The sequence below is a fragment of the Aliidiomarina sedimenti genome (assembly GCF_003986955.1).
Lineage (GTDB): Bacteria > Pseudomonadota > Gammaproteobacteria > Enterobacterales > Alteromonadaceae > Aliidiomarina > Aliidiomarina sedimenti.
The window spans coordinates 58809-83316 of the sequence record NZ_PIPN01000002.1 but is presented as its reverse complement, the minus strand read 5'-3'; the positions used below and the strand labels follow the sequence as shown (position 1 = coordinate 83316).

26 protein-coding genes are annotated in these 24508 nt (G+C 52.4%); 15 read left to right on the top strand and 11 right to left on the bottom strand.

What is annotated here, in order from left to right; genetic code table 11:
- Positions 1-31: 31 nt before the first annotated feature.
- The 9 genes from CWE12_RS05030 (at position 32) to tldD (ending at position 12602) form a co-directional block, all read left to right on the top strand.
- Entirely contained in the window at positions 32-1915 is a 1884-nt protein-coding gene (locus tag CWE12_RS05030) for a formylglycine-generating enzyme family protein (protein ID WP_126788597.1), read from the top strand.
- A gap of 113 nt (positions 1916-2028) precedes the next feature.
- Positions 2029-3072: a rod shape-determining protein gene (locus tag CWE12_RS05025; protein WP_126788596.1), complete on the top strand. Its 1044-nt coding sequence runs from the start codon at positions 2029-2031 to the stop codon at positions 3070-3072.
- Positions 3073-3074: 2 nt separating this feature from the next.
- Positions 3075-3947, top strand: a complete 873-nt coding sequence (gene mreC / locus CWE12_RS05020) for a rod shape-determining protein MreC (RefSeq protein ID WP_126788595.1) — start codon at positions 3075-3077, stop codon at positions 3945-3947.
- Entirely contained in the window at positions 3944-4429 is a 486-nt protein-coding gene (gene mreD / locus CWE12_RS05015; protein WP_126788594.1) for a rod shape-determining protein MreD, read from the top strand. The genes mreC and mreD overlap by 4 nt, the downstream gene beginning before the upstream one ends.
- Complete coding sequence (locus tag CWE12_RS05010) at positions 4426-5001, top strand: Maf family protein (RefSeq protein ID WP_126788593.1); 576 nt, start codon at positions 4426-4428, stop codon at positions 4999-5001. Before mreD ends, CWE12_RS05010 begins: the two co-directional genes overlap by 4 nt.
- Positions 4998-6467 (top strand): ribonuclease G, encoded by a 1470-nt coding sequence (rng, locus tag CWE12_RS05005; RefSeq protein WP_126788592.1) that lies wholly within the window; start codon positions 4998-5000, stop codon positions 6465-6467. Before CWE12_RS05010 ends, rng begins: the two co-directional genes overlap by 4 nt.
- Positions 6468-6495: 28 nt before the next feature.
- Complete coding sequence (locus CWE12_RS05000; RefSeq protein WP_157981929.1) at positions 6496-10353, top strand: YhdP family protein; 3858 nt, start codon at positions 6496-6498, stop codon at positions 10351-10353.
- Positions 10340-11164, top strand: a complete 825-nt coding sequence (locus CWE12_RS04995) for a carbon-nitrogen hydrolase family protein (RefSeq protein ID WP_126788590.1) — start codon at positions 10340-10342, stop codon at positions 11162-11164. The genes CWE12_RS05000 and CWE12_RS04995 overlap by 14 nt, the downstream gene beginning before the upstream one ends.
- Positions 11157-12602, top strand: a complete 1446-nt coding sequence (gene tldD, locus CWE12_RS04990) for a metalloprotease TldD (protein ID WP_126788589.1) — start codon at positions 11157-11159, stop codon at positions 12600-12602. The genes CWE12_RS04995 and tldD overlap by 8 nt, the downstream gene beginning before the upstream one ends.
- Positions 12603-12609: 7 nt before the next feature.
- Here tldD and yjgA read toward each other — a convergent pair whose 3' ends face one another.
- Positions 12610-13125 carry a ribosome biogenesis factor YjgA gene (yjgA, locus tag CWE12_RS04985; protein ID WP_126788588.1) on the bottom strand — a complete coding sequence of 172 codons (516 nt, stop codon included), beginning with the start codon at positions 13123-13125 and terminating at the stop codon, positions 12610-12612.
- Between the two features lie 142 nt (positions 13126-13267).
- Here yjgA and pmbA point away from each other — a divergent pair, with 142 nt between their 5' ends.
- A complete protein-coding gene (pmbA, locus tag CWE12_RS04980) occupies positions 13268-14593 on the top strand; it encodes a metalloprotease PmbA (protein WP_420836631.1) in 1326 nt (441 codons plus the stop codon).
- Positions 14594-14614: 21 nt separating this feature from the next.
- On the opposite strand, the gene CWE12_RS04975 is transcribed toward pmbA, so the two are convergent.
- From CWE12_RS04975 to CWE12_RS04930, 10 genes are read right to left on the bottom strand one after another with little or no spacing between them, the layout of a single operon-like run.
- Positions 14615-14890: an HPr family phosphocarrier protein gene (locus CWE12_RS04975; RefSeq protein ID WP_126788587.1), complete on the bottom strand. Its 276-nt coding sequence runs from the start codon at positions 14888-14890 to the stop codon at positions 14615-14617.
- On the bottom strand, positions 14887-15735 hold the full coding sequence (gene rapZ, locus CWE12_RS04970) for an RNase adapter RapZ (protein WP_126788586.1): 849 nt from the start codon (positions 15733-15735) through the stop codon (positions 14887-14889). Before rapZ ends, CWE12_RS04975 begins: the two co-directional genes overlap by 4 nt.
- Positions 15726-16190, bottom strand: a complete 465-nt coding sequence (gene ptsN / locus CWE12_RS04965) for a PTS IIA-like nitrogen regulatory protein PtsN (RefSeq protein ID WP_126788585.1) — start codon at positions 16188-16190, stop codon at positions 15726-15728. Before ptsN ends, rapZ begins: the two co-directional genes overlap by 10 nt.
- Positions 16191-16193: 3 nt before the next feature.
- On the bottom strand, positions 16194-16481 hold the full coding sequence (hpf, locus tag CWE12_RS04960; protein WP_126788584.1) for a ribosome hibernation promoting factor: 288 nt from the start codon (positions 16479-16481) through the stop codon (positions 16194-16196).
- Between the two features lie 26 nt (positions 16482-16507).
- The gene (locus CWE12_RS04955) at positions 16508-17977 is read right to left on the bottom strand and encodes an RNA polymerase factor sigma-54 (RefSeq protein WP_126788583.1); all 1470 of its coding nucleotides are present in this window, start codon (positions 17975-17977) and stop codon (positions 16508-16510) included.
- Positions 17978-17986: 9 nt separating this feature from the next.
- Positions 17987-18712 carry an LPS export ABC transporter ATP-binding protein gene (lptB, locus tag CWE12_RS04950; protein ID WP_126788582.1) on the bottom strand — a complete coding sequence of 242 codons (726 nt, stop codon included), beginning with the start codon at positions 18710-18712 and terminating at the stop codon, positions 17987-17989.
- Positions 18699-19247, bottom strand: a complete 549-nt coding sequence (gene lptA / locus CWE12_RS04945; RefSeq protein WP_126788581.1) for a lipopolysaccharide transport periplasmic protein LptA — start codon at positions 19245-19247, stop codon at positions 18699-18701. Before lptA ends, lptB begins: the two co-directional genes overlap by 14 nt.
- Positions 19207-19788 (bottom strand): LPS export ABC transporter periplasmic protein LptC, encoded by a 582-nt coding sequence (gene lptC / locus CWE12_RS04940; RefSeq protein WP_126788580.1) that lies wholly within the window; start codon positions 19786-19788, stop codon positions 19207-19209. The genes lptA and lptC overlap by 41 nt, the downstream gene beginning before the upstream one ends.
- The gene (kdsC, locus tag CWE12_RS04935) at positions 19785-20333 is read right to left on the bottom strand and encodes a 3-deoxy-manno-octulosonate-8-phosphatase KdsC (protein ID WP_126788579.1); all 549 of its coding nucleotides are present in this window, start codon (positions 20331-20333) and stop codon (positions 19785-19787) included. Before kdsC ends, lptC begins: the two co-directional genes overlap by 4 nt.
- Positions 20333-21310: a KpsF/GutQ family sugar-phosphate isomerase gene (locus CWE12_RS04930; RefSeq protein WP_126788578.1), complete on the bottom strand. Its 978-nt coding sequence runs from the start codon at positions 21308-21310 to the stop codon at positions 20333-20335. Before CWE12_RS04930 ends, kdsC begins: the two co-directional genes overlap by 1 nt.
- 164 nt (positions 21311-21474) lie before the next feature.
- Here CWE12_RS04930 and CWE12_RS04925 point away from each other — a divergent pair, with 164 nt between their 5' ends.
- From CWE12_RS04925 to CWE12_RS04905, 5 genes are read left to right on the top strand one after another with little or no spacing between them, the layout of a single operon-like run.
- The gene (locus CWE12_RS04925) at positions 21475-22044 is read left to right on the top strand and encodes a TetR/AcrR family transcriptional regulator (protein WP_126788577.1); all 570 of its coding nucleotides are present in this window, start codon (positions 21475-21477) and stop codon (positions 22042-22044) included.
- Positions 22045-22099: 55 nt separating this feature from the next.
- Positions 22100-22900 (top strand): ATP-binding cassette domain-containing protein, encoded by an 801-nt coding sequence (locus CWE12_RS04920; RefSeq protein WP_126788576.1) that lies wholly within the window; start codon positions 22100-22102, stop codon positions 22898-22900.
- A complete protein-coding gene (gene mlaE / locus CWE12_RS04915) occupies positions 22901-23674 on the top strand; it encodes a lipid asymmetry maintenance ABC transporter permease subunit MlaE (protein ID WP_126788575.1) in 774 nt (257 codons plus the stop codon).
- A gap of 19 nt (positions 23675-23693) precedes the next feature.
- Positions 23694-24161, top strand: a complete 468-nt coding sequence (gene mlaD, locus CWE12_RS04910; RefSeq protein ID WP_126788574.1) for an outer membrane lipid asymmetry maintenance protein MlaD — start codon at positions 23694-23696, stop codon at positions 24159-24161.
- Between the two features lie 11 nt (positions 24162-24172).
- Complete coding sequence (locus tag CWE12_RS04905; protein WP_126788573.1) at positions 24173-24472, top strand: STAS domain-containing protein; 300 nt, start codon at positions 24173-24175, stop codon at positions 24470-24472.
- Positions 24473-24508 lie beyond the last annotated feature (36 nt).

Here is a 24508-nt window from a genome sequence, read left to right as displayed (position 1 = left end):
ATCAAATCACATATCACACTTGGGGAAACACATGCGACTGGCTCAAACATCGATAATAATAGCCGCATTATTCGCCTCGCCGTTATTCAGCACTCTCGCCAGTGCATCGGAGGGGAGTGAGCAGGTAACTGTTGCTGAGATCGAAAGTCAGATTTCGACTATTGAGTCTCAGTATCAGAGCACACAGGAAGAGCGCCGAGAGATGGAGGCGCAGCTTAATAGTGTGCGCGAGCGTCTTGAGCAGGCGCGTCAGCAAAGTGAGGCGGTTGAACAGGAACGTCGGCAGGCGCTGGAACAGATGAACCGCCGTTATCGTGAACTGGTTGACAACCCTGAAACTGATATCTCTGAAGCCCAGCAGGCGTACCAGCAAGCCGTGGTAAACGCGCAGCGCAATACACAGCAGGTCAGTGAACTATCTGCTGAATTGTCGAATTTGCAGGCTCAGCAGGAGCGTCACCGGGTTCGTGAGCATGGCCTCGTTAACCAGCTGGCAACCTACCAGGAACGCCTGGCATTGGCTCGTGTTGATCGTGTGATAACTGAATTCGGAGCGACCAGCCAGGTTCGCGTAGAACAAGAAGTAACCTGTGATCGTGATGAAACTATCGGTCAATGTGAAAGCCGTGCTGACTTGCTTGCCAAGCAACGAGCGTCACGCAATTTCCTTGACAGTGCATTTGACCGCCTGACTGAATCTGAACAAGCTCTTAAGCACCGCGACCAGGTGAGTCCGGATGTCCGTCTTATTGGTTCACGTCCATTGAACAGTGGTTTCAGTGGGCAGCGTAACTATTCGGTTAACTTGCAGGTCGACCTGCAGGGCCGTATTACACGCACTGATGTTTGTAAATTACTTGAACTTGATGTTCGTTATTGCACCGACAATTTGCAAGCCTCTAACGAAGAGGCGAGTGATGACGGAAAAAAGCCGTCTGACGAGGACGTCATGCACCGCGTCCTCATTCGTTCCAACGTCTATGATGACCAGGTAATGATTAATGGCGAGCGCTATGGCTCGACCCCTCTTGAGTTAATGCTGGAAACCGGCGAATACGATTTGATAGTGAGCCGTCGCGGGTATACGTCGCACAATGTACGAATGAATGTCGACCGGTCGGCTACCTACAGTGCTGAACTTGACCGTTTAGCCTATGATTTCTCTCCTGGCGAAATTATTCAGGACTCAGTTGGAAATCGTAACGAAGGGCCGTCGCTGATTGTTATTCCTTCAGGAAGTCAGCGGTTAGGTAATATCCGTAGTGGTTCCAGCGGTGACCCTCAGGTTCGTAATTTTGAACTGAGTGTACCTTTAGCGGTTGGTGTGTTCCCCGTTACGATTGAACAGTTTGGTGTTTTCGTGCGTGATACAGGTTACGTGACGAGCGCTGAACAAGGCGATGCGTGTAACGTGATGATTGATGGCATGGTCCAGGCTGACCCAAATATTACCTGGGAAGAGCCTGGTTACGCCGTGCAGGAACGTATGCCGGTGACCTGTGTGAGCTATGGTGATGCGCAGCGTTATGCGGCCTGGTTGACGCAAAAAACAGGTGAGCGCTATCGTTTAGCCAGTGAAGACGAATGGGAATACGCAGCCCGCGCTGGTACCGATACGCACTACTGGTGGGGAAATGGTATCGGGTCTGGGCGTGCTAATTGCTTTAGTTGCGGTACTCGTTGGGCTGGAGATAGTCCATCGCCAATGGGAACCTTTGCCAAGAATCCGTTTGGTTTAGAAGATACAGTGGGAAATGTGTGGGAATGGACGAGTGCTACGGATGGTTCGTCTCCAGTCGCACGCGGGGGAGCCTACAACTTTGCTCCAAGTCTGGTACGAGTGTCGTCCAGAATGGAGCTATATTCATCGTTTAGCGCAAACTATGTTGGTTTCCGGGTCGTGCGAGAAGAGTGATTTATTTCTCCGGCAAGGGGGGTATCCGCCTTGCTGGTCGCTTGTTAGCTACCCGTTGGCCTGCTACAGTTACGCCGGTTTTAATACACAGATTATTTTAGGATCAGCCCTCCATGTTTAAGAAGTTGCGCGGTATTTTCTCAAATGACTTGTCAATTGACCTTGGCACAGCAAATACCCTTATATATGTCAAAGACGAAGGTATCGTACTGAACGAACCTTCCGTAGTCGCGATTCGTCAGGAGCGCTCAGGCGGTCCGAAGACCGTCGCAGCTGTAGGGACCGCGGCGAAACAAATGCTAGGCCGTACGCCTGGTAATATCCGCGCGATTCGACCGATGAAAGACGGCGTTATTGCTGATTTCTTCGTGACCGAAAAAATGCTTCAGCATTTTATTAAAACGGTGCATGACAGCCGCTATTTCAAACCAAGCCCGAGAGTGCTGGTTTGTGTGCCTTGCGGTTCGACCCAGGTAGAGCGTCGCGCTATTCGTGAGTCTGCGCTGGGCGCAGGTGCGCGCGAAGTGTACCTGATCGACGAGCCTATGGCGGCGGCGATCGGCTCTGGTCTGCCTGTTTCAGAGGCAACCGGCTCTATGGTTGTCGACATCGGGGGTGGTACCACCGAAGTTGCTATTATCTCGTTAAACGGTGTGGTCTATTCTGCCTCGGTTCGGATCGGTGGCGATAAGTTCGATGAAGCTATTATCAGTTATGTGCGCCGTAATTTCGGCTCGTTAATTGGTGACGCCACGGCGGAACGGATTAAGCACGAGATTGGCTCCGCGTTTCCTAGTGACGAAGTGAAAGAGGTCGAAGTTCGCGGACGTAACCTTGCCGAAGGTGTACCACGTTCATTTATTCTGACCAACGCCGAAATCCTTGAAGCATTGCAAGAACCGTTATCCGGTATTGTGTCAGCGGTTATGGTTGCGCTGGAACAATCTCCGCCAGAACTGGCGTCGGATATTTCCGAACGCGGTATGGTTCTGACCGGCGGCGGCGCGTTGCTTAAAGATCTCGACCGCTTGTTGATGGAAGAGACCGGGATCCCGGTTATCATCGCTGACGATCCACTGACTTGTGTCGCTCGAGGTGGCGGTAAAGCGCTGGAGATGATCGACATGCATGGTGGCGACTTGTTTAGCTACGAGTAGTTGTGAACCAGCTCTTTAATCAACCGATCTCCCTTAAAGGGCGTCTAACGCTAGCCTTAGTGCTGGCGTTTTTGCTTTTGATTCTTGATTTACGCATGGGGGCGATGCAGCAGGTACGGATGGTCCTCAATTCAGCGGTCAGCCCGGTTCAGTACCTTGCAGCAGTACCCGAGCAACTGCTACAAGGGGTGTACGAAAGTGTTCGTACCCGGCGCTCGCTAAGTCGCGAAAATGCGCAGTTAAAGCGAGAGATGCTGGAGTTACAGGGCGTGGTACAGCGCTTTGACTTCCTCGCGACTGAGAATCAACGCCTGCGAAGCCTGCTTTCAAGCGAATCGGATTTGGATACCACCCGGATGGTGGCTGAAGTCATTGCTGTGGATTCGGACCCTTTTAGTCAGCAGGTTGTTATTAACAAAGGCCTGTTACATGGCGCCTACCTGGGTCAGCCAGTGATTGATGATCAGGGCATTGTGGGCCAGATCAGCAGTGTGGGGGTTAGCACCTCGCGGGTTATTCTTATTTCAGACCCGAGTCATGGCTTACCAACGCGGTCACGCATCTCCGGCATCCGGGTTGTTGCCCAGGGGGTCGGAGAGACCGAACGCCTGGAACTTATGCATGTACCACATTCCACCGATTTAGAAGAAGGTGAGTTATTGTTTTCTTCCTCTCTGGGTGGTGTCTTTCCTGAAGGGTATCCGGTTGCAGAGATTACCCGTATCCGGCGTGACGAATCATTCCCGTTTGCACAGGTCGATGCCCGTCCGGTGGCGCAGCTGGACAGAATACGGATGGTTCTGCTGTTGTGGCCAGCCGATGGAGAACACGCACCTTCGGCAATACCAGAGTTACTCGAGGAGGCAGGGCAATGACCTCACGTTTTTCTCAGCGGATGGCGATTAATGCCGCGTTGATGATGGGACTGGTGCTTTCGGTCATGCCGATGTCAGCTGGCTTGCAAGCGTGGCGGCCGGAATGGTCGATGATGATTCTGTTGTATTGGGTGATGGCTGTTCCCAACCGGGTGAATATCGGAACCTGTTTCATTATCGGTCTGTTAATGGATGTACTGCTCGGGTCCACGCTCGGTATCCACGCCGCCGGGATGTCATTTGTAGGCTATATTTTTGCGCATCACTATAAACGTATCCGCAATTTCTCGTTGTCACAGCAAGCATTGTTCGTCGGTCTTATGGTCATGATTGAACGCTCAATTGTTTATCTGGTCGAATACTACGTAAGTAACGCCAGTTTACAGAGTAACTATTTTCTACCGGCGGTTAGCTCCGCAATTATCTGGCCTTGGTTGTTCTTGGTAATGAGGAAAGTTCGCCGTCGTTTTGGAGTCGCATGAAACCTCTCTACCTGGCGTCCGGTTCGCCGCGACGCTATGAATTACTACAGTTGCTGCAGTACCCCTTTTCAGTTATCCGCCCCCACGTGCCTGAAATACCGCAGGATGACGAAGCTGCTCATGCCTACGTGTCACGTCTGGCCTGCAGCAAAGCGTCTGCCGGGTTGCCTCTGCGCGAAAGCACTGCAGGCATCGTTATTGGTGCCGATACTATAGTTGTCGTTGACGGTGACATTTTGGAAAAGCCACGTGATAAAACGCATTTTCTGCAAATGTTTAGCCGTCTCAGCGGGCGCGCTCATCAGGTGATGACCGCGGTATGTGTGGATGACGGTGACCGCCAGCTACATGACCTGGTGACCACCGAAATTCGTTTTCGTCAGATTAGTAGCGACGAAGCTGAGCACTACTGGACCACAGGTGAACCCACGGACAAGGCGGGTGGCTATGGTATTCAGGGGTACGCAGGTAAGTTTGTCGAATTTATCCGGGGTAGCTACTTTGCGGTGGTCGGACTGCCACTGTATGAAACGGACCAATTGATTAAGCGACTTGCAGAGGATAGCCAATGAGCGCAGAAATACTGATTAACGTCACCCCGAGTGAAACCCGGGTCGCTCTGGTCGAGAACGGCATTCTGCAGGAAATCCATATTGAACGGGAAGCGCGTCGCGGGCTGGTGGGCAATGTGTATATGGGGAAAGTGGCCAGAGTGCTACCCGGTATGCAAGCTGCGTTCGTCGATATTGGGCTGGAAAAGGCCGCGTTTCTGCATGCATCGGACATTATTACCCACATTGACCAGGTCGAAGAGCTTGACCGCGAGCAGCTGCCTGCACGGGATATCTCCAGTTTAGTCAGGCAGGGGCAATACATCATGGTGCAGGTGGTGAAAGACCCTCTGGGCACTAAGGGAGCAAGGTTGACGACGGATATCACCATTCCGTCCCGCTACCTGGTCCTGACCCCGCGTTCGAATCACGTAGGCGTGTCGCAGCGTATCGATGACGAGGGGGAACGTGACCGACTTAAACAGCAGGTAAAAGAAGTTGTTGATGAACAGCTTGGGTTTATTGTCCGCACCGCCGCAGAAGGCGTGGGTGATGACGAACTGCAACAGGACGCACGCTTTTTGCGCCGTTTGTGGGAAAAGATTAAGGAACGAAAGAAGCGATTTAGTAAGGGCGGCGTGCTTTACCAGGATCTCAATCTGGGCGCACGGGTATTGCGTGATTTTGTCGGTGGCCAGATCGAACGCATTCGTGTCGATTCCAAATTGAGCTATGAGCAGTTAAAAGACTTCGTTGACGAGTTTATTCCGGAACTGAAAGATGCCCTTGAATCTTACGAAGGCGAACGGCCTATTTTTGATATTTTCGATATTGAAAATGAGATCCAGCGTGCCCTCGACCGCAAGGTTAATCTAAAGTCGGGTGGCAGCCTGATAATCGATCAGACTGAAGCCATGACCACCATTGATATCAATACCGGTGCCTTTGTCGGACACCGTAATCTCGCAGAAACTATTTTTAACACCAACACCGAAGCAACCCAGGCGATCGCCCGGCAGCTCAGACTGCGCAACCTTGGTGGCATTATTATTATCGACTTTATCGATATGCAGAATGAAGACCATAAGCGTCGTGTGCTACACAGCCTGGAACAGGCGTTGGCGAAAGACCGCGCGAAGACCACGATCAATGGCTTTACCAGTTTAGGTCTGGTCGAAATGACCCGTAAACGAACCCGTGAAAGTCTGGAGCACGTGCTTTCCTCGGAATGCCCTGTATGTCAGGGCCGCGGCACGATGAAAACGGTGGAAACCGTATGCTACGAAATCATGCGTGAAATTGTCCGCGTCAACCGTGCCTATGACGCCGACCAGTTTGTTGTGTACGCCTCAGCCGCTGTGTCAGAAGGCTTGCTCAACGAGGAGTCGCATGCATTAGCAGAGCTCGAGGTATTTGTCGGTAAACAGGTTAAAGTTCAGGTCGAGCCCCTTTACCACCAAGAGCAGTTCGATGTGGTTATGATGTAGTATGGTGCGAAGAATTCTCCATTTCACAGTGCGCAAATTATGGCTGATGTTGGCCATCTTGCTGGTGCTCGCGGCGGTAGTATTAAGCGGCGTGCGTTATAGTTTGCCCTACCTTGACCACTACCGCAGCGATATCGAATCGCTGATTGAAGAGCGCTACGGACAACGCGTGGAAATCGGTGCCCTGGCAGCGGACTGGTCAACCTTCGGCCCCTCGCTGGTATTGCAGGACGTGAGTGTCACGGTGGATCAGGCTCAGCCCTTTACCCTGCATGTTGGGCGAACGCATTTAGTGGTTAATTTGTGGCAGAGCCTGTGGAACTGGCAATGGCAGCTGGACGACTTTGTGCTGGAAGGGGTGAACGTTGATTATCTGATTGATTTCAGCGACCCAGCTAGCGGCGAGCTGCCGTTGCTCGATGCGCTAGAGGGTTTGTTGCTGGAGCAACTGGAACAGTTTCAGGTCGTAGAGTCCCAAATCAATTTGCGCAACCAGGAAGGGAGCGGCAGAACCCTTTATATTGAGCAACTCAGTTGGGTTAACCGTGTCGATCGGCGTCAGGGTCGTGGGCGAGTGCGGGTGTCTGATGTAACTGCAGATAACCTGAACTTTATTCTGGATGTCGAAGGTGACCACTTCCTGACCATGCGTGGTGAGCTCTATCTGGAAGCTGAGCAACTGGATATGTCACCCTGGCTTGAAGCGGTTATTGCCGGCGTCGATATCAGCCGCGCCGAATTGAATGTGCGGGCCTGGTTTGACTTTGATCAGGGACGCCTGGGGAATGGTCAGGTGCACTTTGGCGAAAATGTGCTGCAGTGGCAGCGCGACGGACGTGATCATCAACTGGTATCGAGCCCGGTAACCTGGGGGATCTGGCCGCAAGACAACGGCTGGCTGATGAACAGTGAACCCTTAACCTTCCGCGTCGATGACAGTGAATGGCCGGTGGACTCTGTGCGCTGGCATTTCCAGGACGGTCAACATACCTGGAATTTACATAACCTTGTTTTCAGTGATACCGCACCGCTGTGGAGCTTATTTGGCTCACCGGGTGCGCAAATTCGTGACTGGTTTGCAGGGATCAAACCTGCGGGCGTGGTGAATGATGTACAGGTCAGACTAAGCCCTGCACTGGAGTGGAGTTTCTTCGCCAGCGCCGACAACATTCGCTGGCAATCGCATCGAGGAGTTCCGGGCCTGCAAGGCCTTAGTTTCGATTTCTGGAGTGACCTTAAACGGGGCGCCTACCGTCTGTCCGGGGAAAACGTTGCACTGGTCTCCCCGGCCACCTTTAGCAACACTCAACAGTTGTCGCGTATCCACTGGCAGGGTTACTGGGAGCGACTAAACGACGGTTGGCGTGTTGCCCTACCGGAAGGCCGGGTGCGGCTTGCCGATGTAGCGTTCAATCAGCAGTTTACCCTGACCCGGGAAGGTGATGGTGTGCCTGCTGTGGAATGGTGGTTGAGTGGAGACGGCGCGCAACTTGCGGTAGCTGATGCACTTGAACTACTGCCACTGCAGCTGGGACCGCGGCTGACAGACTATTTGCGTGACGCCATTGTCGACGGTGAGGTTAACAAAATGTCCTTGCTCTGGCGTGGCGCTTTAGAAACCTTTCCGTATTATCAGAATGACGGTGTTTTCCTGGCGAGCTTGCAGGCAAGCCCGCTGGATTTCCGTTTTCGACCGGACTGGCCGATGGTTACAGATACTGCGATGACCATCGAATTCCGCGACCATGCATTGCGTATGCTGGCTGAAGGCGGCAGTTTGGGTGGCACTGAGGTGCTCGAAGTAGATGCACAAATCAGTGATTTAATGTTGCCGCAACGCTGGCTGAGAATAAACGCGAAAGCCCGCTCAACCGGTGTTGCTGCGCGCGAACTGTTTATGGACAGTCCACTACAGAAAACAGTCGGAGCCGCATTGCAGCGGTTGCATTCCGAGGACAGCTTTTACGGTGAAGTGGAATTACAGATCCCGCTGTTTGCTGCTGCGCAGGATCAGAGTGAGGACCCTCGTATACATGTTGCAGGGCATGTCGATTTTAGCGGCCAGCAGTTATTGATTGAGCCGATTGGCATGACGCTGAATAATCTCGAAGGCCGTTTCAACTTTGACGATGATCAGCTCGACGCTGAGTCGGTAACGGCGGAAGTCTATAACTTACCGTTGCAACTGTCGCTGGCTGGCGCTCCTTTTGAGCAGGAAGCTGACAAGGGGTACGGCCTTGATGTAACTGTGGCGGGCGAGTGGCCTGCTGAATTTATTCACCGCCAGTTGGACGCGCAGTGGCTGGATGAGTTTGTGGATGGCGATGTGCGCAGTGACGCAACGCTTGCGTTGCGCTTTATCGACGACGGATTCAGTTATCGCTGGGCGATGCGAACGATGCTCGATCAGTTGACGATGGAGTTGCCTGCTCCTTTAGGAGCTGAACGTGCAGCGGGTGACTACTTTGATGTCAATATTCGTGGTGATCATGAACAGATGATGGTAACCGCATTATGGCCATCATTGCTGCGCTTTGAAGGAGCGCTCCCGCTTGGCGAGAAAACATTTAGCCGCGCGCTGGTGGAACTGGGTGAGACACCAGAACGGGGTCCGGCACTGAATGACCAGGGGCTTGCGCTGTATCTTGATTTGGACGAACTGGATGTCAGCTCATGGCTTGCCATTCGCAATGCGTTGCTAGCCGCCCCCCAGGGGACGGGCGACCGTGCCGGTATACCGTGGCGTCTGCCAGGGTTGAACCAGCTTAGTGGCCGTATTCAGCAGCTCAGTCTTGTGGGTCAGCAGCTGGAGGATGTTCAGCTTAGTGGCCAGTCCGACGACGTGGGCCTTAGTTTCGACCTTATTTCGGATTCAGGCCGGGTGGCGATGATGCTTCCGCACGACCCGCAACAGCCGATTGCTGTTCGCGCGGATTATCTTAGCCTGCAAAAAGTTGAGCACAACAACTCAGAGTCTTCGAGTGTGGATTTAACCCCAGCTGGAGACGTCTTCGACCAGTTACCTGCGATCCATCTGGTTTGCCAGCTATGTCGCTACGACGAAAAAGAAATTGGGCGTATCGAAGCGACGATTGACCCCAGCTATGAGGGTGAACAGTTACGGAACCTGAATATACGACGGTCGGGCGCAGAGGTGGATATGACCGGCGGCTGGCAGAAAGGAGGCACAGGTTACGTCAGTCGCGTGCAAGGCTGGGTCGCGGTCAATGACATTGGCAACCTGTTTGCCGATTTTGGCGCCAGTTCTGTGGTGCGGGACTCCAGTACCCAGCTTGAATTCGATCTGCACTGGGACGGTTCGCCGGCTGAGTTTAATAAGCAGAGTCTGACGGGGGAGATCGACTGGGAGCTCGGGTCAGGCTATTTACGTGATGTGAGTGACGGCGGGGCCCGTTTGTTTTCGCTGTTCAGCCTGGAAAGCCTGATGCGTAAACTAACACTCGATTTTCGCGATATATTTGCCCGCGGGATGTTTTACTCCAGCTTTCGCGGTACGCTGACGATCGACGAGGGTATTGTCTACACTGACAATACCCGTATGAATGGTTCGGCTGGTGATATGGATGTACGTGGCAGTACCAACCTGGTCAGTGAAGCACTGGATTACCAGTTGGTGTATGTACCTAAAGTTACCTCGAGCCTGCCAGTGTTAGTTGCATGGATGGTGAACCCGCCGACCGGGATTGCCGCATTGCTGATCGACCGGGTGCTACATGACGCTCAGGTTATATCACGTTTAGAATATTCGATTACCGGAACGGTTTCACAGCCAGTTGTAAATGAAGAGGCACGTGACCAGATGGATGTTGATATCCCTGACATAGAGTTTGAGCAATCGACGGAGAACGAAGATGACCCAAGTTAGTGTGATTCAATGGACGTCGGGCAACGAACCTGAAGAGAACATTGCCCAGCTAAAACGCCTGATCCAGTTATTACCGGCAGAACGGCCGCAGTTGGTTGTTTTACCGGAAGCCTTCGCCAGCTTTGGTGCCGGGGAGTCGAACCAGTTACAACGTGCTGAAGAGCCAGGAAAGGGCCCGATTCAGGATGCTATCGCTGATCTGGCGCGCACCCATAAATTGTGGATAGTTGCCGGCACCATCCCCTTGCAGGCGGGCGAGCGCTATGCGGGCGCCTCGTTGCTATTCGATGACCAGGGCGAACAGCGCGCCCGCTATGACAAAATTCATTTGTTTGATGCCACGGTTGAAGATGGCACAGGTAGTTACCGGGAGTCTCAGTACACCAAACCGGGTGACGAGCTGGTCGTTGTCGATTCACCTTTTGGCCGTATCGGCATGGCGGTCTGTTATGACTTGCGCTTTCCGGAACAGTTTCGTGCTCTGCGCCAGGCCGGGGCCGATATTATCGTGCTCCCCTCAGCGTTTACCAGGGTTACCGGACGGGCGCACTGGCAACCACTGTTGCGGGCAAGAGCGATCGAAAACCAATGCTATATGATTGCGCCGAATCAGGGTGGGGAACATCCGGACGGACGTGAGACCTGGGGTCACTCGATGATCATTGACCCCTGGGGCAAAATTTGTACGGAAATTAGTAGCGACATTGGCGTTGGCTCGGTACGACTGGACACATCCAGTCTGGAAAAAGTTCGCCGCCGAATGCCCGTCGATGCGCACAATCAATTTAAGGTGACGTTTAAAAATGCATGATGAAGTAAAAGCCCAATTGCTGGATCGAGCCGAGATGTCGATGACTGATCTTGAGTCTGGTCTTGCACAGTTGTATCAGGGCAGTATCGATTATGCTGATATTTATTTGCAGTCCAGCCATCATGAAAGCTGGGTGCTTGAAGATGGTATTGTTAAATCCGGTAGTTTCTCGATAGACCGGGGGCTTGGTGTGCGTGCGGTGGAGGGCGAGAAAACAGGTTTCGCCTACGCCGACGATATTTCCACTGCAGCGCTAAAACAAACTGCGGCGGCAGCACGTGGCATTGCCGCAGCGGGACAACAAAAAACCGTGCAGGCGTTAACAGCGACTGCAGCGCCGTCCCTGTACCTGCCGGATAATCCGCTGTCAGCGTGGAAAGAAACACAGAAAATAGACATTCTGAATGCCGTGGACCGCCATGCGAAGAAGCAGGACCCGAGAATAAGCGAAGTCACGGTCAGTTTGACCGCGGTATACGAACATATTCTGGTGGTCGCGACAGATGGCACTTTAGCCACCGATATTCGTCCTTTAGTGCGACTCAACTGCAGTGTACTGGCGACCCAGAATGGACGCCGTGAACGCGGTAGTGCAGGTGGTGGTGGACGCTTTACCTACGACTATTTTGCTCAGCGCAATGAACGCGGCCAGCCGCGCCATTTTGCCTTTGCCGAAGAGGCGGTGCGTCAGGCGCTGGTGAATCTCGAAGCTGAAGAAGCACCTGCTGGTAAAATGCCGGTGGTCCTGGGACCGGGCTGGCCGGGTGTATTGCTGCATGAAGCTGTAGGGCACGGCCTTGAAGGTGACTTTAACCGCAAAGGTTCGTCGGCGTTTGCTGGTAAAATGGGTCAGCAGGTCGCGTCGAAAGGGGTTACCGTGATAGACGACGGGACCCTGGAAAACCGGCGTGGTTCGTTATCGGTCGATGATGAAGGCACGCCCAGCCAGCACAATGTGCTGATCGAAGACGGCCGTCTTGTCGGATATATGCAGGATAAACTGAATGCACGCTTAATGGGCATGCCTGCAACCGGGAATGGCCGACGTGAATCCTTTGCTCACTTGCCAATGCCGCGGATGACCAATACCTACATGTTGGGTGGTGAGCACAGCCCGGATGAAATTATCGGTTCAGTAAAGAACGGCATTTATGCGCCTTACTTTGCCGGCGGACAGGTTGATATCACCTCGGGTAAATTTGTCTTCAGCGCATCAGAGGCGTATTTGATCGAAAACGGTAAAATCACCCGGCCGATTAAAGGTGCCACCCTGATAGGCAACGGGCCGGCATCCATGCAGCAGATCTCCATGATAGGCAACGATTTAGCGTTGGATACCGGTATTGGAGTGTGCGGTAAAGATGGACAGAGCGTGCCGGTTGGCGTGGGCCAACCGACGTTGAAACTGGATGCTATGACAGTAGGCGGAACCGGCTAACTGAGCGTTACGCTGAAACTTCGCGTAAATATTTAAATAACTCACGAAAAGCAGCAGGTGGTTTATTCTCCGCCTGCTCTTTTTTTACTTTACGTACCAGCTGACGAACTTTCTGACGGTCGGTCTCTGGATAGTTGTCGATAAAGCCCTGAATAGCGTCATCGCCCTCGTCTAAGATCCGGTCACGCCAGCGCTCCAACGCGTGGAAACGGGCATTTTCCTGGTCACCGCTGCGTTGCAAGCCGTCTAACGCCTGTAAAATCTCTTCGTGGTTATTGGCTCGCAATAGTTTGGTTACCAGCTGCAGTTGGCGGCGGTAACCCTCCCGGGTGTTGCGAATACGGCGGGCCAATACCACTGCGTTCTCAAGTTCATCACTGAGTGGCATTTTTTTAGTCGCGCCATCGGATAGATCAACCAGACGGACTGCAATATCGTGTAATGCTGCCATTTCACGCTTGATTTGGCTTTTATTCGGGCGTTCCGCTTTGGGTTCATTACCTGGCTGATTCGGGTTGGCCATTTTTTACTCTCTTGCACATGCTAACAATTGATTTCTGAAGGGCTAAACAACACCAACTATAGTAACACATGATATGCTGTAACTATTGAATTTAGACGAGGAGAAACGGGTGTCAGGGCAAAGCAACGATCAGCGTAAACTATTGCAGGCAGACATGCAGCAGGCGCAGGAAGCCGTACAGGAAGCATTGGCGTTTGCCAAATCGCTTGGAGCCAGTGCAGCCGAGTGTGGGTTGAGCCAAAGCCGGGGGCTTAGTGTCGACAGTCGCTTAGGCGAGGTTGAAACGGTTGAATTTAACCAGGATGGCAGTCTCGGTATTACGGTTTACCGCGGTCATTGTAAAGGTGCCGCGGCAACTGCGGATCTGAAACCTGATGCGGTGAAAGCGGCGGTCAGTAAAGCCAATGAGATCGCCCGTTTTACCTCCGAGGACCCGTATTCCGGTCTGGCTGATAAAGCCTTAATGGCGGACGACTATCCGGAGCTTGGGTTGTACTTTGACGCCAATATGGATCCTGAATACGCCATTGAACAAACTAAGCGCTGCGAACAGGCGGCGCTTGACCAGGATCCGCGCATTGTCAATTCAGACGGCGCCAATTACAGCTCCCATGCGGGTTTCCGGGTGTACGGTAACAGCCATGGCTTTATTGGCAGCTATATGAGCTCGAGACAGAGTCTGAGTTGTGTGCTGATTGGGAAAGAAGGCGATGTCATGGAACGCGATTATGCCTACACCCTGGCGCGCAACCCTGACTTACTGCAAAGCCCACAGCAAGTTGCGGCAGCGGCGGTAGAAGCCACCGTATCACGGTTAGGCGCACGTAGCCTGGATACCTGCAAAGTCCCCGTGCTTTTCCACAGTGACGTTGCACATGGCCTTTTTGGCCATCTGGTTGCTGCCATTAGTGGCGGAAGTCTGTACCGTAAATCGAGCTATTTACTCGACCGCTTAGGGACCAGGGTATTACCCGACTGGTTAACCATCAGTGAAGATCCGCACGTTCAGGGTGGCCTCGCCAGTAGTGCATTCGACCATGAAGGTGTGCGTACAGAGCCACGCGAGATTGTAACCAACGGTGAACTGAACACATACTTACTGACCAGCTACGCGGCACGCAAGATGGGTATGCAGCCCACCGGGCATGCGGGCGGTATCCATAACTGGTATGTCCAACACAGTGGTCTCGATTTAGACGCGTTGTGCAAGAAAATGGGACGTGGCCTGTTGGTTACTGAATTGATGGGGCAGGGGGTTAATATTGTGACTGGTGATTACAGTCGCGGCGCCGCGGGTTTTTGGGTTGAAAATGGTGAAATTCAGTATCCGGTCAGCGAAGTGACCATTGCCGGAAATCTGGACCACATGCTCCAGAACCTGGTGGCGGTGGGGAGCGACATTGATCCGCGGCACGGTATTCAAACCGGTTCAGTTTTAGTCGAGCAGATGTCAATAGCGGGAAATTAACGAGGGCTGTTGATGGGGCTGTTACTCAGCCTCATCGAAGCGGTTCTGGATTAGGTTTTCGATTGCATCTAAAGCCGCTGCGGCGTCATTGCCGCGTGCGGTGACACGAATGCTCTTTCCTTGCTGACTTGCCAACAGCATCAGGCACATGACACTGCTTGCATCGACTTCCTGGGTGCCTTGAGTGAGGGTTACTTTGGCATCGAACTGATTCGCCAGGCGCACCAGTTTGGTGGCAGCACGGGCATGCAGTCCGAGCTTGTTGCGAATAATCATCTCGCGACTTATTTCACTCATTTCTTTTCCAGTTCCCGATGTTTGACCTGAACCTGTTCGTGCTGAGTCCGAAAATAGGTGCCAAGCTGTTCGGCAATGTAAACCGAACGGTGTTGTCCACCCGTACAGCCGATACCGACGGTCAGGTAACTGCGGTTGCTGCGCTGAAAATAAGGCAGCCAGGTGGCGATAAAGTTCTCTACCTGATAAACGAATTTGGTTACCAGCGGTTGCTGGCCAAGGAAGCGTTGTACCGGTGCATCCAGGCCGGTGTAGGGTTTTAGCTCGGGTTCCCAGTGCGGATTAGGCAAAATACGGGCATCGAACACGGTATCCAGAGTTGAGGGTAAGCCATGTTTAAAACCAAACGACATGAAAACCAGTATGAGCTTATTCATTTTGCGGCCCAGTACACGCTCGGTAACCTGTTCGCTGAGCTCATGCACACTAAACGCCGAACTGTCGATGCGCCAGGTGGCACGGGTGGCCAGCGGCTCAAGCAGTTTATGCTCTAACGCAATGGCGTCATTCAGCATAATGTTCCCCTGCGACAAGGGGTGCATACGCCGGGTTTCACCAAAGCGACGCATAATCACTTCGTCGGCAGCATCAATAAACAGAATGTCAGCTTTAGTCTGGGCGGGTAAAAACTCGAGTGTCTCAACCAGGTCGTTTTCATCGGAAGGGAGGTTGCGAACATCGATACTGACCGCAATGGATTCGTACTTATCCATCACTGCGTGAACCAGAGTAGGCAGTAAGCTGATGGGGATGTTGTCAACGCAATAAAAGCCGAGATCTTCGAGCACCCGAAGGGCAATGGTTTTCCCTGAACCGGAACGACCGCTAACAATAATTAATTGCACGCACTTCCTTCCTCTAGAAAAATATCGTACAGCTCCTGATCGGTAGTCGCTTTGCGTAACGCGCGGCAGCATTCTTTCTGATTAAGCCGTTTAGCAACCTCAGCCAGGGTGCGTAAATGCTGCTCTGGCTCATTTTCCGGCACTAACAACGCGAAGATAATATCCACCGGCTGGTTATCGATGGCATCAAAATCGACTGCATGCGCCATGGTTACCAGGACTGCCACCGGTTTACCTGCTTTTTCCAGGCGGCCGTGGGGGATAGCAATACCAAGACCAATCCCGGTGCTGCCTAAACGTTCACGTTGAAGGAGACTGTCAAAAACATCGGCACGACTGATCCCAGCTAATTTAGGGGCCACCATACCGCTGATTGTTTCCAGTAATTTCTTTTTGCTAGAGTCCTGGACTGCACAATGAGTGCAGTCCAGGCTAAGGATTTCATTTAATTGCATAAGTTAATGACGTTGCATCTTCTCTTTATGCTTGACCACCTGACGGTCGAGCTTGTCGATAAGCCCGTCAATAGCAGCGTACATATCTTCATGTTGCGAGGTAGCAAAGACCTCGCCCCCACTTAAATGGACGGTAGCTTCCGCTTTTTGGGTTAACTTTTCAACATTTAAAATCACATGGACGTTGGTAATGTGATCGAAGTGGCGTTCCAGCTTGGCGAATTTGTTGTCTACATACTCACGCAGTGACTCTGTGATTTCGACATGATGACCAGTTAAATTAATTTGCATAGTACATCTTCCTTCTGTTGCCGTCGTTAAAGTAGGCTCTTACGTTGATTGGAAGGTGGAATATTGAGCGATTCCCGATACTTCGCAATCGTTCGTCGTGCTACTTGGATTCCCTGTTCGGCCATGAGTTCAGCAATTTTACTGTCACTCAGTGGCTTTGCGGGATTCTCTGTCGCAACCAGCTTCCGGATAAGGGCGCGGATAGCGGTTGAGGAGCATTCACCACCGTCTTCGGTACTTACATGGCTGGAAAAGAAATACTTCAGCTCGAAGATACCGCGCGGGGTGTGCATAAATTTTTGCGTTGTCACCCGTGAAACCGTTGATTCATGCATGTCGATGGCATCTGCAATGTCATTTAAAACCATCGGTTTCATCGCTTCTTCACCCTGTTCAAAAAATGCCTGCTGGCGGTGTACTATCGCGTTGGTGACTTTTAGCAGAGTCTCGTTGCGGCTCTCGATGCTTTTAATAAACCAGCGAGCATCCTGCATATGCTGCTTAATATAATCTGAATCTTCGCTGCGTTTGGCCTGCTTGGACAATGCTGCGTATTCTTCGTTAACGCGTAGTTTTGGCACCGAGTCAGGATTCAGCTCTACCACCCAGCGACCCTGATGCTTAAACACTGATACGTCAGGTATGACATACTCTGACTCGCGCTGAACAACGGTTTCACCTGGGCGTGGATGAAGCCGGTGCATCAGGCGCATGACCTCTCGTAACTGGTCTTCTTTAAGCTTAGACTTTCGCGCCAGAGTTCGATAGTCACGCGACGCCAATAAATCCAGATGATCGCGGATTACCATCATAGTTTCAGCGCGCATGGGGGTGTCTTCGGGAAGCTGAGTGAGCTGAATAAGCAAGCATTCACTGACGCTGCGCGCGGCGACGCCGACGGGATCGAATCGCTGCACGCGTTTCAGAACCATGCACACTTCGGCGTCGGTAACTTCCGGGTAATCTTTTTGCACAGCGGCCTGAACTTCGTCCAGATCAATGGTCAGATAACCGGCATCATCCACCGCATCAATAATAGCCTGAGCGATGGCCTCGTCCTCATCGCTGAAGTGCGACAATTGCATTTGCCAAATCAGATAGTCCTGCAGGCTTTCGCTGGTTTCCCCCTGGTAAACATAGTCTTCATCGGAACTGACACTGCTTTTGGCGGGCGCCGTGCTGGCAGAATAGACGTCGTCCCAGCTGGAATCTGTGGGTAAGTCCTGAGGAATATCCTGCTGACCTAAGGCGTCACTGGTTTCCATATCCGAGCTATCGGCTGTGCTGCTGTTACCGTCCTGCTGTTGGAAGTCATCGAGAGACTCGCTGTGCGGGTCATCTTCAGCATCCGTTTCGAGCAGTGGGTTGCTGTCCAGCGCATCCTGGATTTCCTGTTGCAGGTCCAGCGAGGAAAGCTGCAGCAGGCGAATGGCCTGTTGCAGTTGCGGGGTCATGGTAAGTTGCTGGCCAAGTTTTAACTGCAGACTTTGCTTCATAATTTTTACTTATAGCGAAAACTGGTCACCCAGGTAGACATCCTTAACTTGCTGATTTGCCAAAACTTGCTGGGCTGAACCAGAGGCAATCAACTCTCCTTGACTGACAATATAGGCACGCTCGCAGACTGACAAGGTTTCTCTTACATTATGATCGGTAATTAACACCCCGATGCCCCGGTTGCGCAGCTGATTGATAATTTTCTTTATATCAATCACAGAGATAGGGTCGACCCCGGCAAACGGCTCGTCGAGCAGAATAAATTTGGGTTCGGCGGCCAGGGCGCGCGCTATCTCCACCCGGCGGCGCTCACCGCCAGAAAGACTCATACCGAGACTGCCGACGATATGGCCGATATTAAACTCGGCGACGAGACTATCGAAGGCTTCTTCGCGCTGCTCACTGCTAAGGTCTTTGCGGGTTTCCAGAATAGCCATAATGTTGTCGCGAACGCTTAGCTTACGAAACACCGAGGATTCCTGAGGCAGGTAACCAATACCGAGCCGTGCACGGGCATGCATTGGCAGCAGCGTAAGGTCCTGATCATCCAGGGTGATACGGCCTTTGTCGTTGTTCACTAAGCCAACGATCATATAAAAGGTTGTTGTTTTGCCAGCGCCATTGGGGCCCAGCAAACCTATCACCTGGCCGGCCTCTACCTGCAGGCTGACATCTTTAACCACTGCACGCTTTTTGTAGCTCTTGGCTAAATGCTCGACTTTAAGAATCGCCATTATTTTGCTCGTTTTGTGATGAATTATTTGAACGGGGCTGGAAAATACTGCGCACGCGTTCGTCACTGTCTTCACTGCGTTCGGCGGTCGCTCTCAGTTCGTCGACGTAGTAGGTGATACGCTCGGCCGTTACCTGATTACCGCTCTCGCGCATCTCCGCATTGCCAGTTAAGGTCAGCACCCGGCGACGGGAATCAAATCGAATTTCATTGGCATGTGCGTTGACCGTGACCCCTTCATCAACCGTTTGTTGATAGGTGGCCGGTGAGCCTGTGGCCACAAATACTTCACCCTGGCCGAGTTCGGCATCGTTATCGCCTTCTACCTCAAGTAAATCGGCGGTAATCCGAAGGCTTCCCTGGGCGATAATGACATTGTCGCGAAACGTTAAGCGGTTGGCACGTAAGTCCAGTTCTTCATGATCAGCTTCAACCTTAATCGGTTGCTGAGAATCATACTCGACATCGGCCCAGGCAATGGCACTGATGAGCAGGCTACTGAGAGCGACGCTCAGGGAAATAGACAGTTTGCACATGTTCGGTCAACTCCAGTTGTTGGCTTTCAAGGTTGGTACGCATGCCCTGACCCTGCACTTCAAATTGTGGACCATAAATACGCACGGGGTGGTCGGTGCTGATCACCTGGGTGCTTGTATTGATAGTCAGATACTCGGTTTCTATGGCCCGGATAAACGATGTTTCATCTTCGTTGGTAATGCGAACGTTATCTTCCAGGATTAGGCGTTCGTCATCGTAATAGTTCCCTCGATCGGCGCGAAGTTGCCATAATTCGGTCACGCCATCGTCACGCTGGATAGTTGTGATATACACAGGATTGCTGAGTTCAGTCAGGCCGATAACGCTGAAATGCGCCATTCGCGTCGACTCAATCCGATGCTGTAGCTCACCGTCCGGGTTGAATATACGGGTAAACAAGCCTTCTGCCACGAAGTCAGGCTGCAATTCAGCGGGATCAAGCTGCGGCAGGGTCTCCTCAGGCTCAGAAAATGGGCGCCAGAATAAAAACAGCAGAGCAATAGCAATGCTGACCAGAATAAAGCTGACGCGCCAGTTCACTCGCTGCTACCCATGTATTGATTAAGCCGGCCGAGACTCGACAGAATCAGATCGCTGACCTCGCGCACCGCACCAAACCCACCGGGGAGCGCGGTAACGTAGTTAGCAGACTGTTGCACGCTGGCGTGGGCATCGCGCACGGCGATACCAAGTCCAACCTGTTGAATGAGCGCCAGGTCGGGCACATCGTCGCCAATATAAGCTACGTCAGCATCGTTTAGTGAGAGTTGCTGGATTAATTCTTGGTAGGCCACTGTCTTGTCGCTGAGCCCCTGATAAATATGCCGGACACCAAGTGCCTGCATGCGCGATTCCACAATTGTGGACTGACGGCCCGTCATGACGGCAACCTCGACCTGGTTCTGTAACAGCGCTTTCACGCCAAAACCATCGCGGGTATGGAAAGCTTTCAGCTCTTCCCCCTGGTTACCAAGGTATATGCGTCCGTCTGAAAAGACGCCGTCAATATCGCAAATCAGCAGGCGCACGGATGCAAAGCGCTGCCACAGGGTCTCTGAAATATCGCCGTACCAGGTACTGACCATCAAAGCACTCCTGCGCGTAATAAATCATGCATGTTAAAGGCTCCAATTGGGCACTGCTGCGGGTTGACCACAATCAGACCATTTATTTTTTTATCTTCCATTAATTTAAGTGCTTCGGCGGCGAGCGTGTCGGCGGTTACTGTAATACAACGCGCGGTCATCACACTGGCAATGCTGGTCTCGTGCAAGTCGACCTGAAGATCCAGAATGCGGCGTAAATCACCATCCGTAAACACCCCCAGCAAAACATCCTGCTCATCGACAATACTGGTCATGCCAAGCCCTTTGCGTGAAATTTCCAGCAATGCATCTTTAATCGACGCTTTTTGCTCAACTTTAGGCAAGCGCTCGCCAGCATGCATAAGGTCACTGACCCGTAATAACAGACGGCGGCCCAGACTACCACCCGGGTGCGACAGAGCGAAGTCGTCAGCGGTAAAACCGCGGGCATTCAGTAACGCTACAGCCAGCGCATCGCCCATCACCAGGGCGGCTGTCGTGCTGGCCGTCGGTGCCAGCCCAAGTGGGCAGGCTTCATTTTGCACCGCCACGTTAATGTGCACGTTCGAAGAGCGTGCAAGCGTGGACTGGGGATTGCCGGTCATCGAAATCAGGGTCAGGCCCAGGCGTTTAATGACCGGAATGATACTCACCACTTCCTGCGTTTCGCCGGAATTGGACATTGCCAGAACCACGTCCTGAGCGGTGATCATACCGAGGTCGCCGTGGCTGGCTTCGCCGGGGTGGACAAAAAAGGCGGGGGTCCCAGTACTGGCCAGGGTGGCGGCTATTTTACTGCCGATATGGCCAGACTTACCCATGCCAGTTACCACGACCCGACCCTTGCAGCCGAGCATGGCCTGACATGCATGAACAAAATTCTGGTCGATGGAGGGGGTAATGTCATTGATCGCTTCGCGCTCGATATCGAGAACACGCAATCCCTGACGAATAAATTCATCCGCTTGCTCAGTCATAAGCTTCCTGATGTTGTAACCATAATACGGGTTTAGCTCTTGCCGACAGTATATCACTGCTGCTTCTGAAGTCACTTTTCAACGGCAGCATCTTGTTACAACTTATTTATGTACCATGCAGACGGTATTTGTTACACTCGGGCTAATCTTGAGGAGAAACAACTATGAATGACAAACCGCGTGGCGGTCGCCCGAGCAAGCGTAGCTTTATTCTGGTGGCAGCCGAGCAACTGGTGAAAAAGCAGGGACCTGCCCAGCTGACTTTTGACCGGTTAAGCGAGGAAACTGGTATTAGTAAGGGTGGTTTGCTATACCATTTTGCCAGTAAAGACGAACTGGTGCTGGCGATGATGGAGCGTTTGCTCGATAGTCGCGAGAAACTGCGGGAAACAATCCAGCCCGAGTTCAGTGGCACTGACGCTGAAATAAAGGCGCTTATCATGGCTCAGGCCAACGTGCGCGCAGGCGCAAACGCTGATGGCGAGGATGAGCTGGCACTGGATAGTGCCGTGCTTTGTGCAGCATCGAATAATCGTGATCTTTTGTCTCCGATGCGCGGCCGATTCAATGATCTGTTGCTGAAGTTTGATCAGAGTGAAATGGGCGGTGATAAAGCACGGATCGCTTTTTTTGCGGTCTTGGGCGAACGCCTTATGCAGCAACTGGGTATGGTTGACAGCTCACCGGCCGACCGTGAACGCTTTGTTAACGCGATTCGGGCGTATGTCGATTAAGTGAATGGCCTGACGGGCGTCTCATTGGATTCCCCCTCTGCAAAAGGGTTGCAACGTGGAAAATTTAGTCGAAATTAAGGATGTACACTTCTACCGGGGTGCTACGCCAATATATAAAGGGGTTAACCTGCGGGTGCCCAAAGGTAAAATTACCGCGGTCATGGGGCCGAGCGGCTGTGGTAAAACAACCATGCTGCGTTTAATTGGTGGTCAGTTGAAGCCGCGCAGCGGCAGTGTCCAGTTTGCCGGTGAAGAGATCCCGGGATTAAGCCGTCAGCGTCTGTATGACGTGCGTAAACGCATGAGCATGCTGTTTCAAAGCGGTGCCTTGTTTACCGATATGACGGTGGCTGAGAACGTCGCGTTTCCTATCCAGGAACACACTAAGCTGTCGCAGGAACTCATCGATACCATCGTCAAAATGAAATTGCAGGCGGTTGGTTTGCGTGGTGCTGGTCAATTGATGCCGAGTGAACTGTCCGGCGGTATGGCCAGACGCGCTGCGCTGGCGCGGGCTATTGCCCTCGACCCTGAACTGATTATGTACGACGAACCATTTACCGGGCAGGATCCGATTTCGATGGGAATGATTGTGAAATTAATCCGGTCGCTGAATGAAACACTGGGCTTAACCAGTATCGTGGTGTCGCATGATATTCATGAAACCATGGGAATTGCTGATCACGTAGTGATTGTCGCTAACATGCAGGTGGTCGCGGAAGGCTCGCCAGAAGAATTGATGAATCATGATTCTGCGCTGGTCCAACAGTTCCTCAAAGGGGAACCGGACGGGCCGGTGCCGTTTCATTATCAGGCGCCTGATTATTTGGATGATTTGATGGCGAGGAAAGCATAGATGGATAAATTGGCGAAACTCGGGCGTTCTAGCCTGGATATTTTCAGTGGTATGGGCGCTGCGTTGATCATGCTACTGCAGTCGATCATCGGTAAACCGCAACCGGCTAAGTCGTTCCCGCTTTTCCTGCGCCAGATGTATGTGGTGGGTGTCCAGTCGATGCTCATTATCATTATTTCGGGCATGTTTATCGGCATGGTGCTTGGGCTTCAGGGATATACCATTTTAGTCGACTTTGGCGCAGAGCAGGCGCTGGGGCCGATGGTGGCACTATCCTTACTGCGTGAACTGGGGCCTGTGGTGACTGCACTGTTGTTTGCAGGACGCGCTGGCTCTGCATTGACCGCCGAAATTGGTCTGATGCGTGCCACCGAACAGCTTTCCAGCCTTGAGATGATGGCTGTGGACCCGCTGCGACGTGTGGTCGCTCCGCGTTTTTGGGCGGGGTTTGTCAGCATGCCGATGCTGGCGCTGATGTTTACGGCGGTTGGTATTATCGGCGGGTACTGGGTTGGTGTGCAATGGCTTGGCGTAGACGACGGTGCGTTCTGGTCGGTTATGCAGGCGTCTGTAGACTGGCGTGCCGACGTGATGAATGGCGTTATAAAAAGTCTGGTATTTGCCTTCGTAGTAACCTGGATAGCGCTTTATAAAGGGTATACCGCTGAACCTACGTCCGCTGGCATTAGCGCAGCGACGACTTCAACGGTGGTGACCGGGTCATTGGCGGTTTTAGGACTCGACTTTGTCCTGACTGCGATTATGTTTAGTTAACTAAAGTGGATTGTGAGTAATGGAAACGAGAAAAACTGAAATTCTGGTCGGTGTATTTGTCGCCGCTACCATTGTGGCGCTGGTATTCCTGGCCTTGCGTGTGGCAAGTAACACCGATATTACCCGCGGTTCTACCTATACGCTGAGTGCGACCTTTGACAACATTGGCGGTCTGAAAGTACGTTCGCCGGTTAAAATAGGTGGTGTCACTGTAGGGCGGGTCAGCCGTATTTACCTTGAAGGTGAGTACTATGTTCCTGTGGTCGAAGTGCAGATTAGTACTGACTATGACGCGCTGCCGGAAACCTCGACGGTCTCCGTGCTAACCTCTGGTCTGCTAGGCGAGCAGTATCTTGGTGTGGAACCAGGCTTTATTGACGACGGCATTATGATGCTGGAAGACGGTGATAGCTTCATGAACACCAACTCAGCGATGGTACTGGAAGAGTTAATCGGCCAATTCCTGTTTAGCCAGCGCGAAAATTAAGGGTAAAGCTGATGACACAAGAGCTTTCATTTAAGCGCCGGGATAATGAGGTCGCCGTTAGTGGCGATCTCGACCGCGGCTCGGTTCCTAAAGCCTGGGCAGACCGTAAAAACTGGGTACCGACAGGCACAGACGTGGTTCTTGACCTCTCAGGTGTGGCCCACGCTGACTCAGCCGGACTGGCGTTGTTGATTCGTCTGCGTTCCGAACTGGAGATGAAAAAACAGACCCTTTCTTTACGCCATGTAAACAAACAACTGCAACAATTCGCTGAGGTCAGTGGCGTTCAGGAGCTGCTTTCGATAAGCTAAGCGTTATTTGTTAACGTCAGTATATTGAGGCTGCAG

What these genes read in the sequence shown, in the direction of transcription:
- CWE12_RS05030 (WP_126788597.1), top strand. Translation starts at nt 32, where the DNA reads ATGCGACTGGCTCAAACATCGATAATAATAGCCGCATTATTCGCCTCG.
- CWE12_RS05025 (WP_126788596.1), top strand. Translation starts at nt 2,029, where the DNA reads ATGTTTAAGAAGTTGCGCGGTATTTTCTCAAATGACTTGTCAATTGAC.
- mreD (WP_126788594.1), top strand. Translation starts at nt 3,944, where the DNA reads ATGACCTCACGTTTTTCTCAGCGGATGGCGATTAATGCCGCGTTGATG.
- CWE12_RS05010 (WP_126788593.1), top strand. Translation starts at nt 4,426, where the DNA reads ATGAAACCTCTCTACCTGGCGTCCGGTTCGCCGCGACGCTATGAATTA.
- rng (WP_126788592.1), top strand. Translation starts at nt 4,998, where the DNA reads ATGAGCGCAGAAATACTGATTAACGTCACCCCGAGTGAAACCCGGGTC.
- CWE12_RS04995 (WP_126788590.1), top strand. Translation starts at nt 10,340, where the DNA reads ATGACCCAAGTTAGTGTGATTCAATGGACGTCGGGCAACGAACCTGAA.
- tldD (WP_126788589.1), top strand. Translation starts at nt 11,157, where the DNA reads ATGCATGATGAAGTAAAAGCCCAATTGCTGGATCGAGCCGAGATGTCG.
- yjgA (WP_126788588.1), bottom strand. Translation starts at nt 13,125, where the DNA reads ATGGCCAACCCGAATCAGCCAGGTAATGAACCCAAAGCGGAACGCCCG.
- CWE12_RS04975 (WP_126788587.1), bottom strand. Translation starts at nt 14,890, where the DNA reads ATGAGTGAAATAAGTCGCGAGATGATTATTCGCAACAAGCTCGGACTG.
- ptsN (WP_126788585.1), bottom strand. Translation starts at nt 16,190, where the DNA reads ATGCAATTAAATGAAATCCTTAGCCTGGACTGCACTCATTGTGCAGTC.
- hpf (WP_126788584.1), bottom strand. Translation starts at nt 16,481, where the DNA reads ATGCAAATTAATTTAACTGGTCATCATGTCGAAATCACAGAGTCACTG.
- CWE12_RS04955 (WP_126788583.1), bottom strand. Translation starts at nt 17,977, where the DNA reads ATGAAGCAAAGTCTGCAGTTAAAACTTGGCCAGCAACTTACCATGACC.
- lptB (WP_126788582.1), bottom strand. Translation starts at nt 18,712, where the DNA reads ATGGCGATTCTTAAAGTCGAGCATTTAGCCAAGAGCTACAAAAAGCGT.
- lptA (WP_126788581.1), bottom strand. Translation starts at nt 19,247, where the DNA reads ATGTGCAAACTGTCTATTTCCCTGAGCGTCGCTCTCAGTAGCCTGCTC.
- kdsC (WP_126788579.1), bottom strand. Translation starts at nt 20,333, where the DNA reads ATGGTCAGTACCTGGTACGGCGATATTTCAGAGACCCTGTGGCAGCGC.
- CWE12_RS04930 (WP_126788578.1), bottom strand. Translation starts at nt 21,310, where the DNA reads ATGACTGAGCAAGCGGATGAATTTATTCGTCAGGGATTGCGTGTTCTC.
- CWE12_RS04925 (WP_126788577.1), top strand. Translation starts at nt 21,475, where the DNA reads ATGAATGACAAACCGCGTGGCGGTCGCCCGAGCAAGCGTAGCTTTATT.
- mlaE (WP_126788575.1), top strand. Translation starts at nt 22,901, where the DNA reads ATGGATAAATTGGCGAAACTCGGGCGTTCTAGCCTGGATATTTTCAGT.
- mlaD (WP_126788574.1), top strand. Translation starts at nt 23,694, where the DNA reads ATGGAAACGAGAAAAACTGAAATTCTGGTCGGTGTATTTGTCGCCGCT.
- CWE12_RS04905 (WP_126788573.1), top strand. Translation starts at nt 24,173, where the DNA reads ATGACACAAGAGCTTTCATTTAAGCGCCGGGATAATGAGGTCGCCGTT.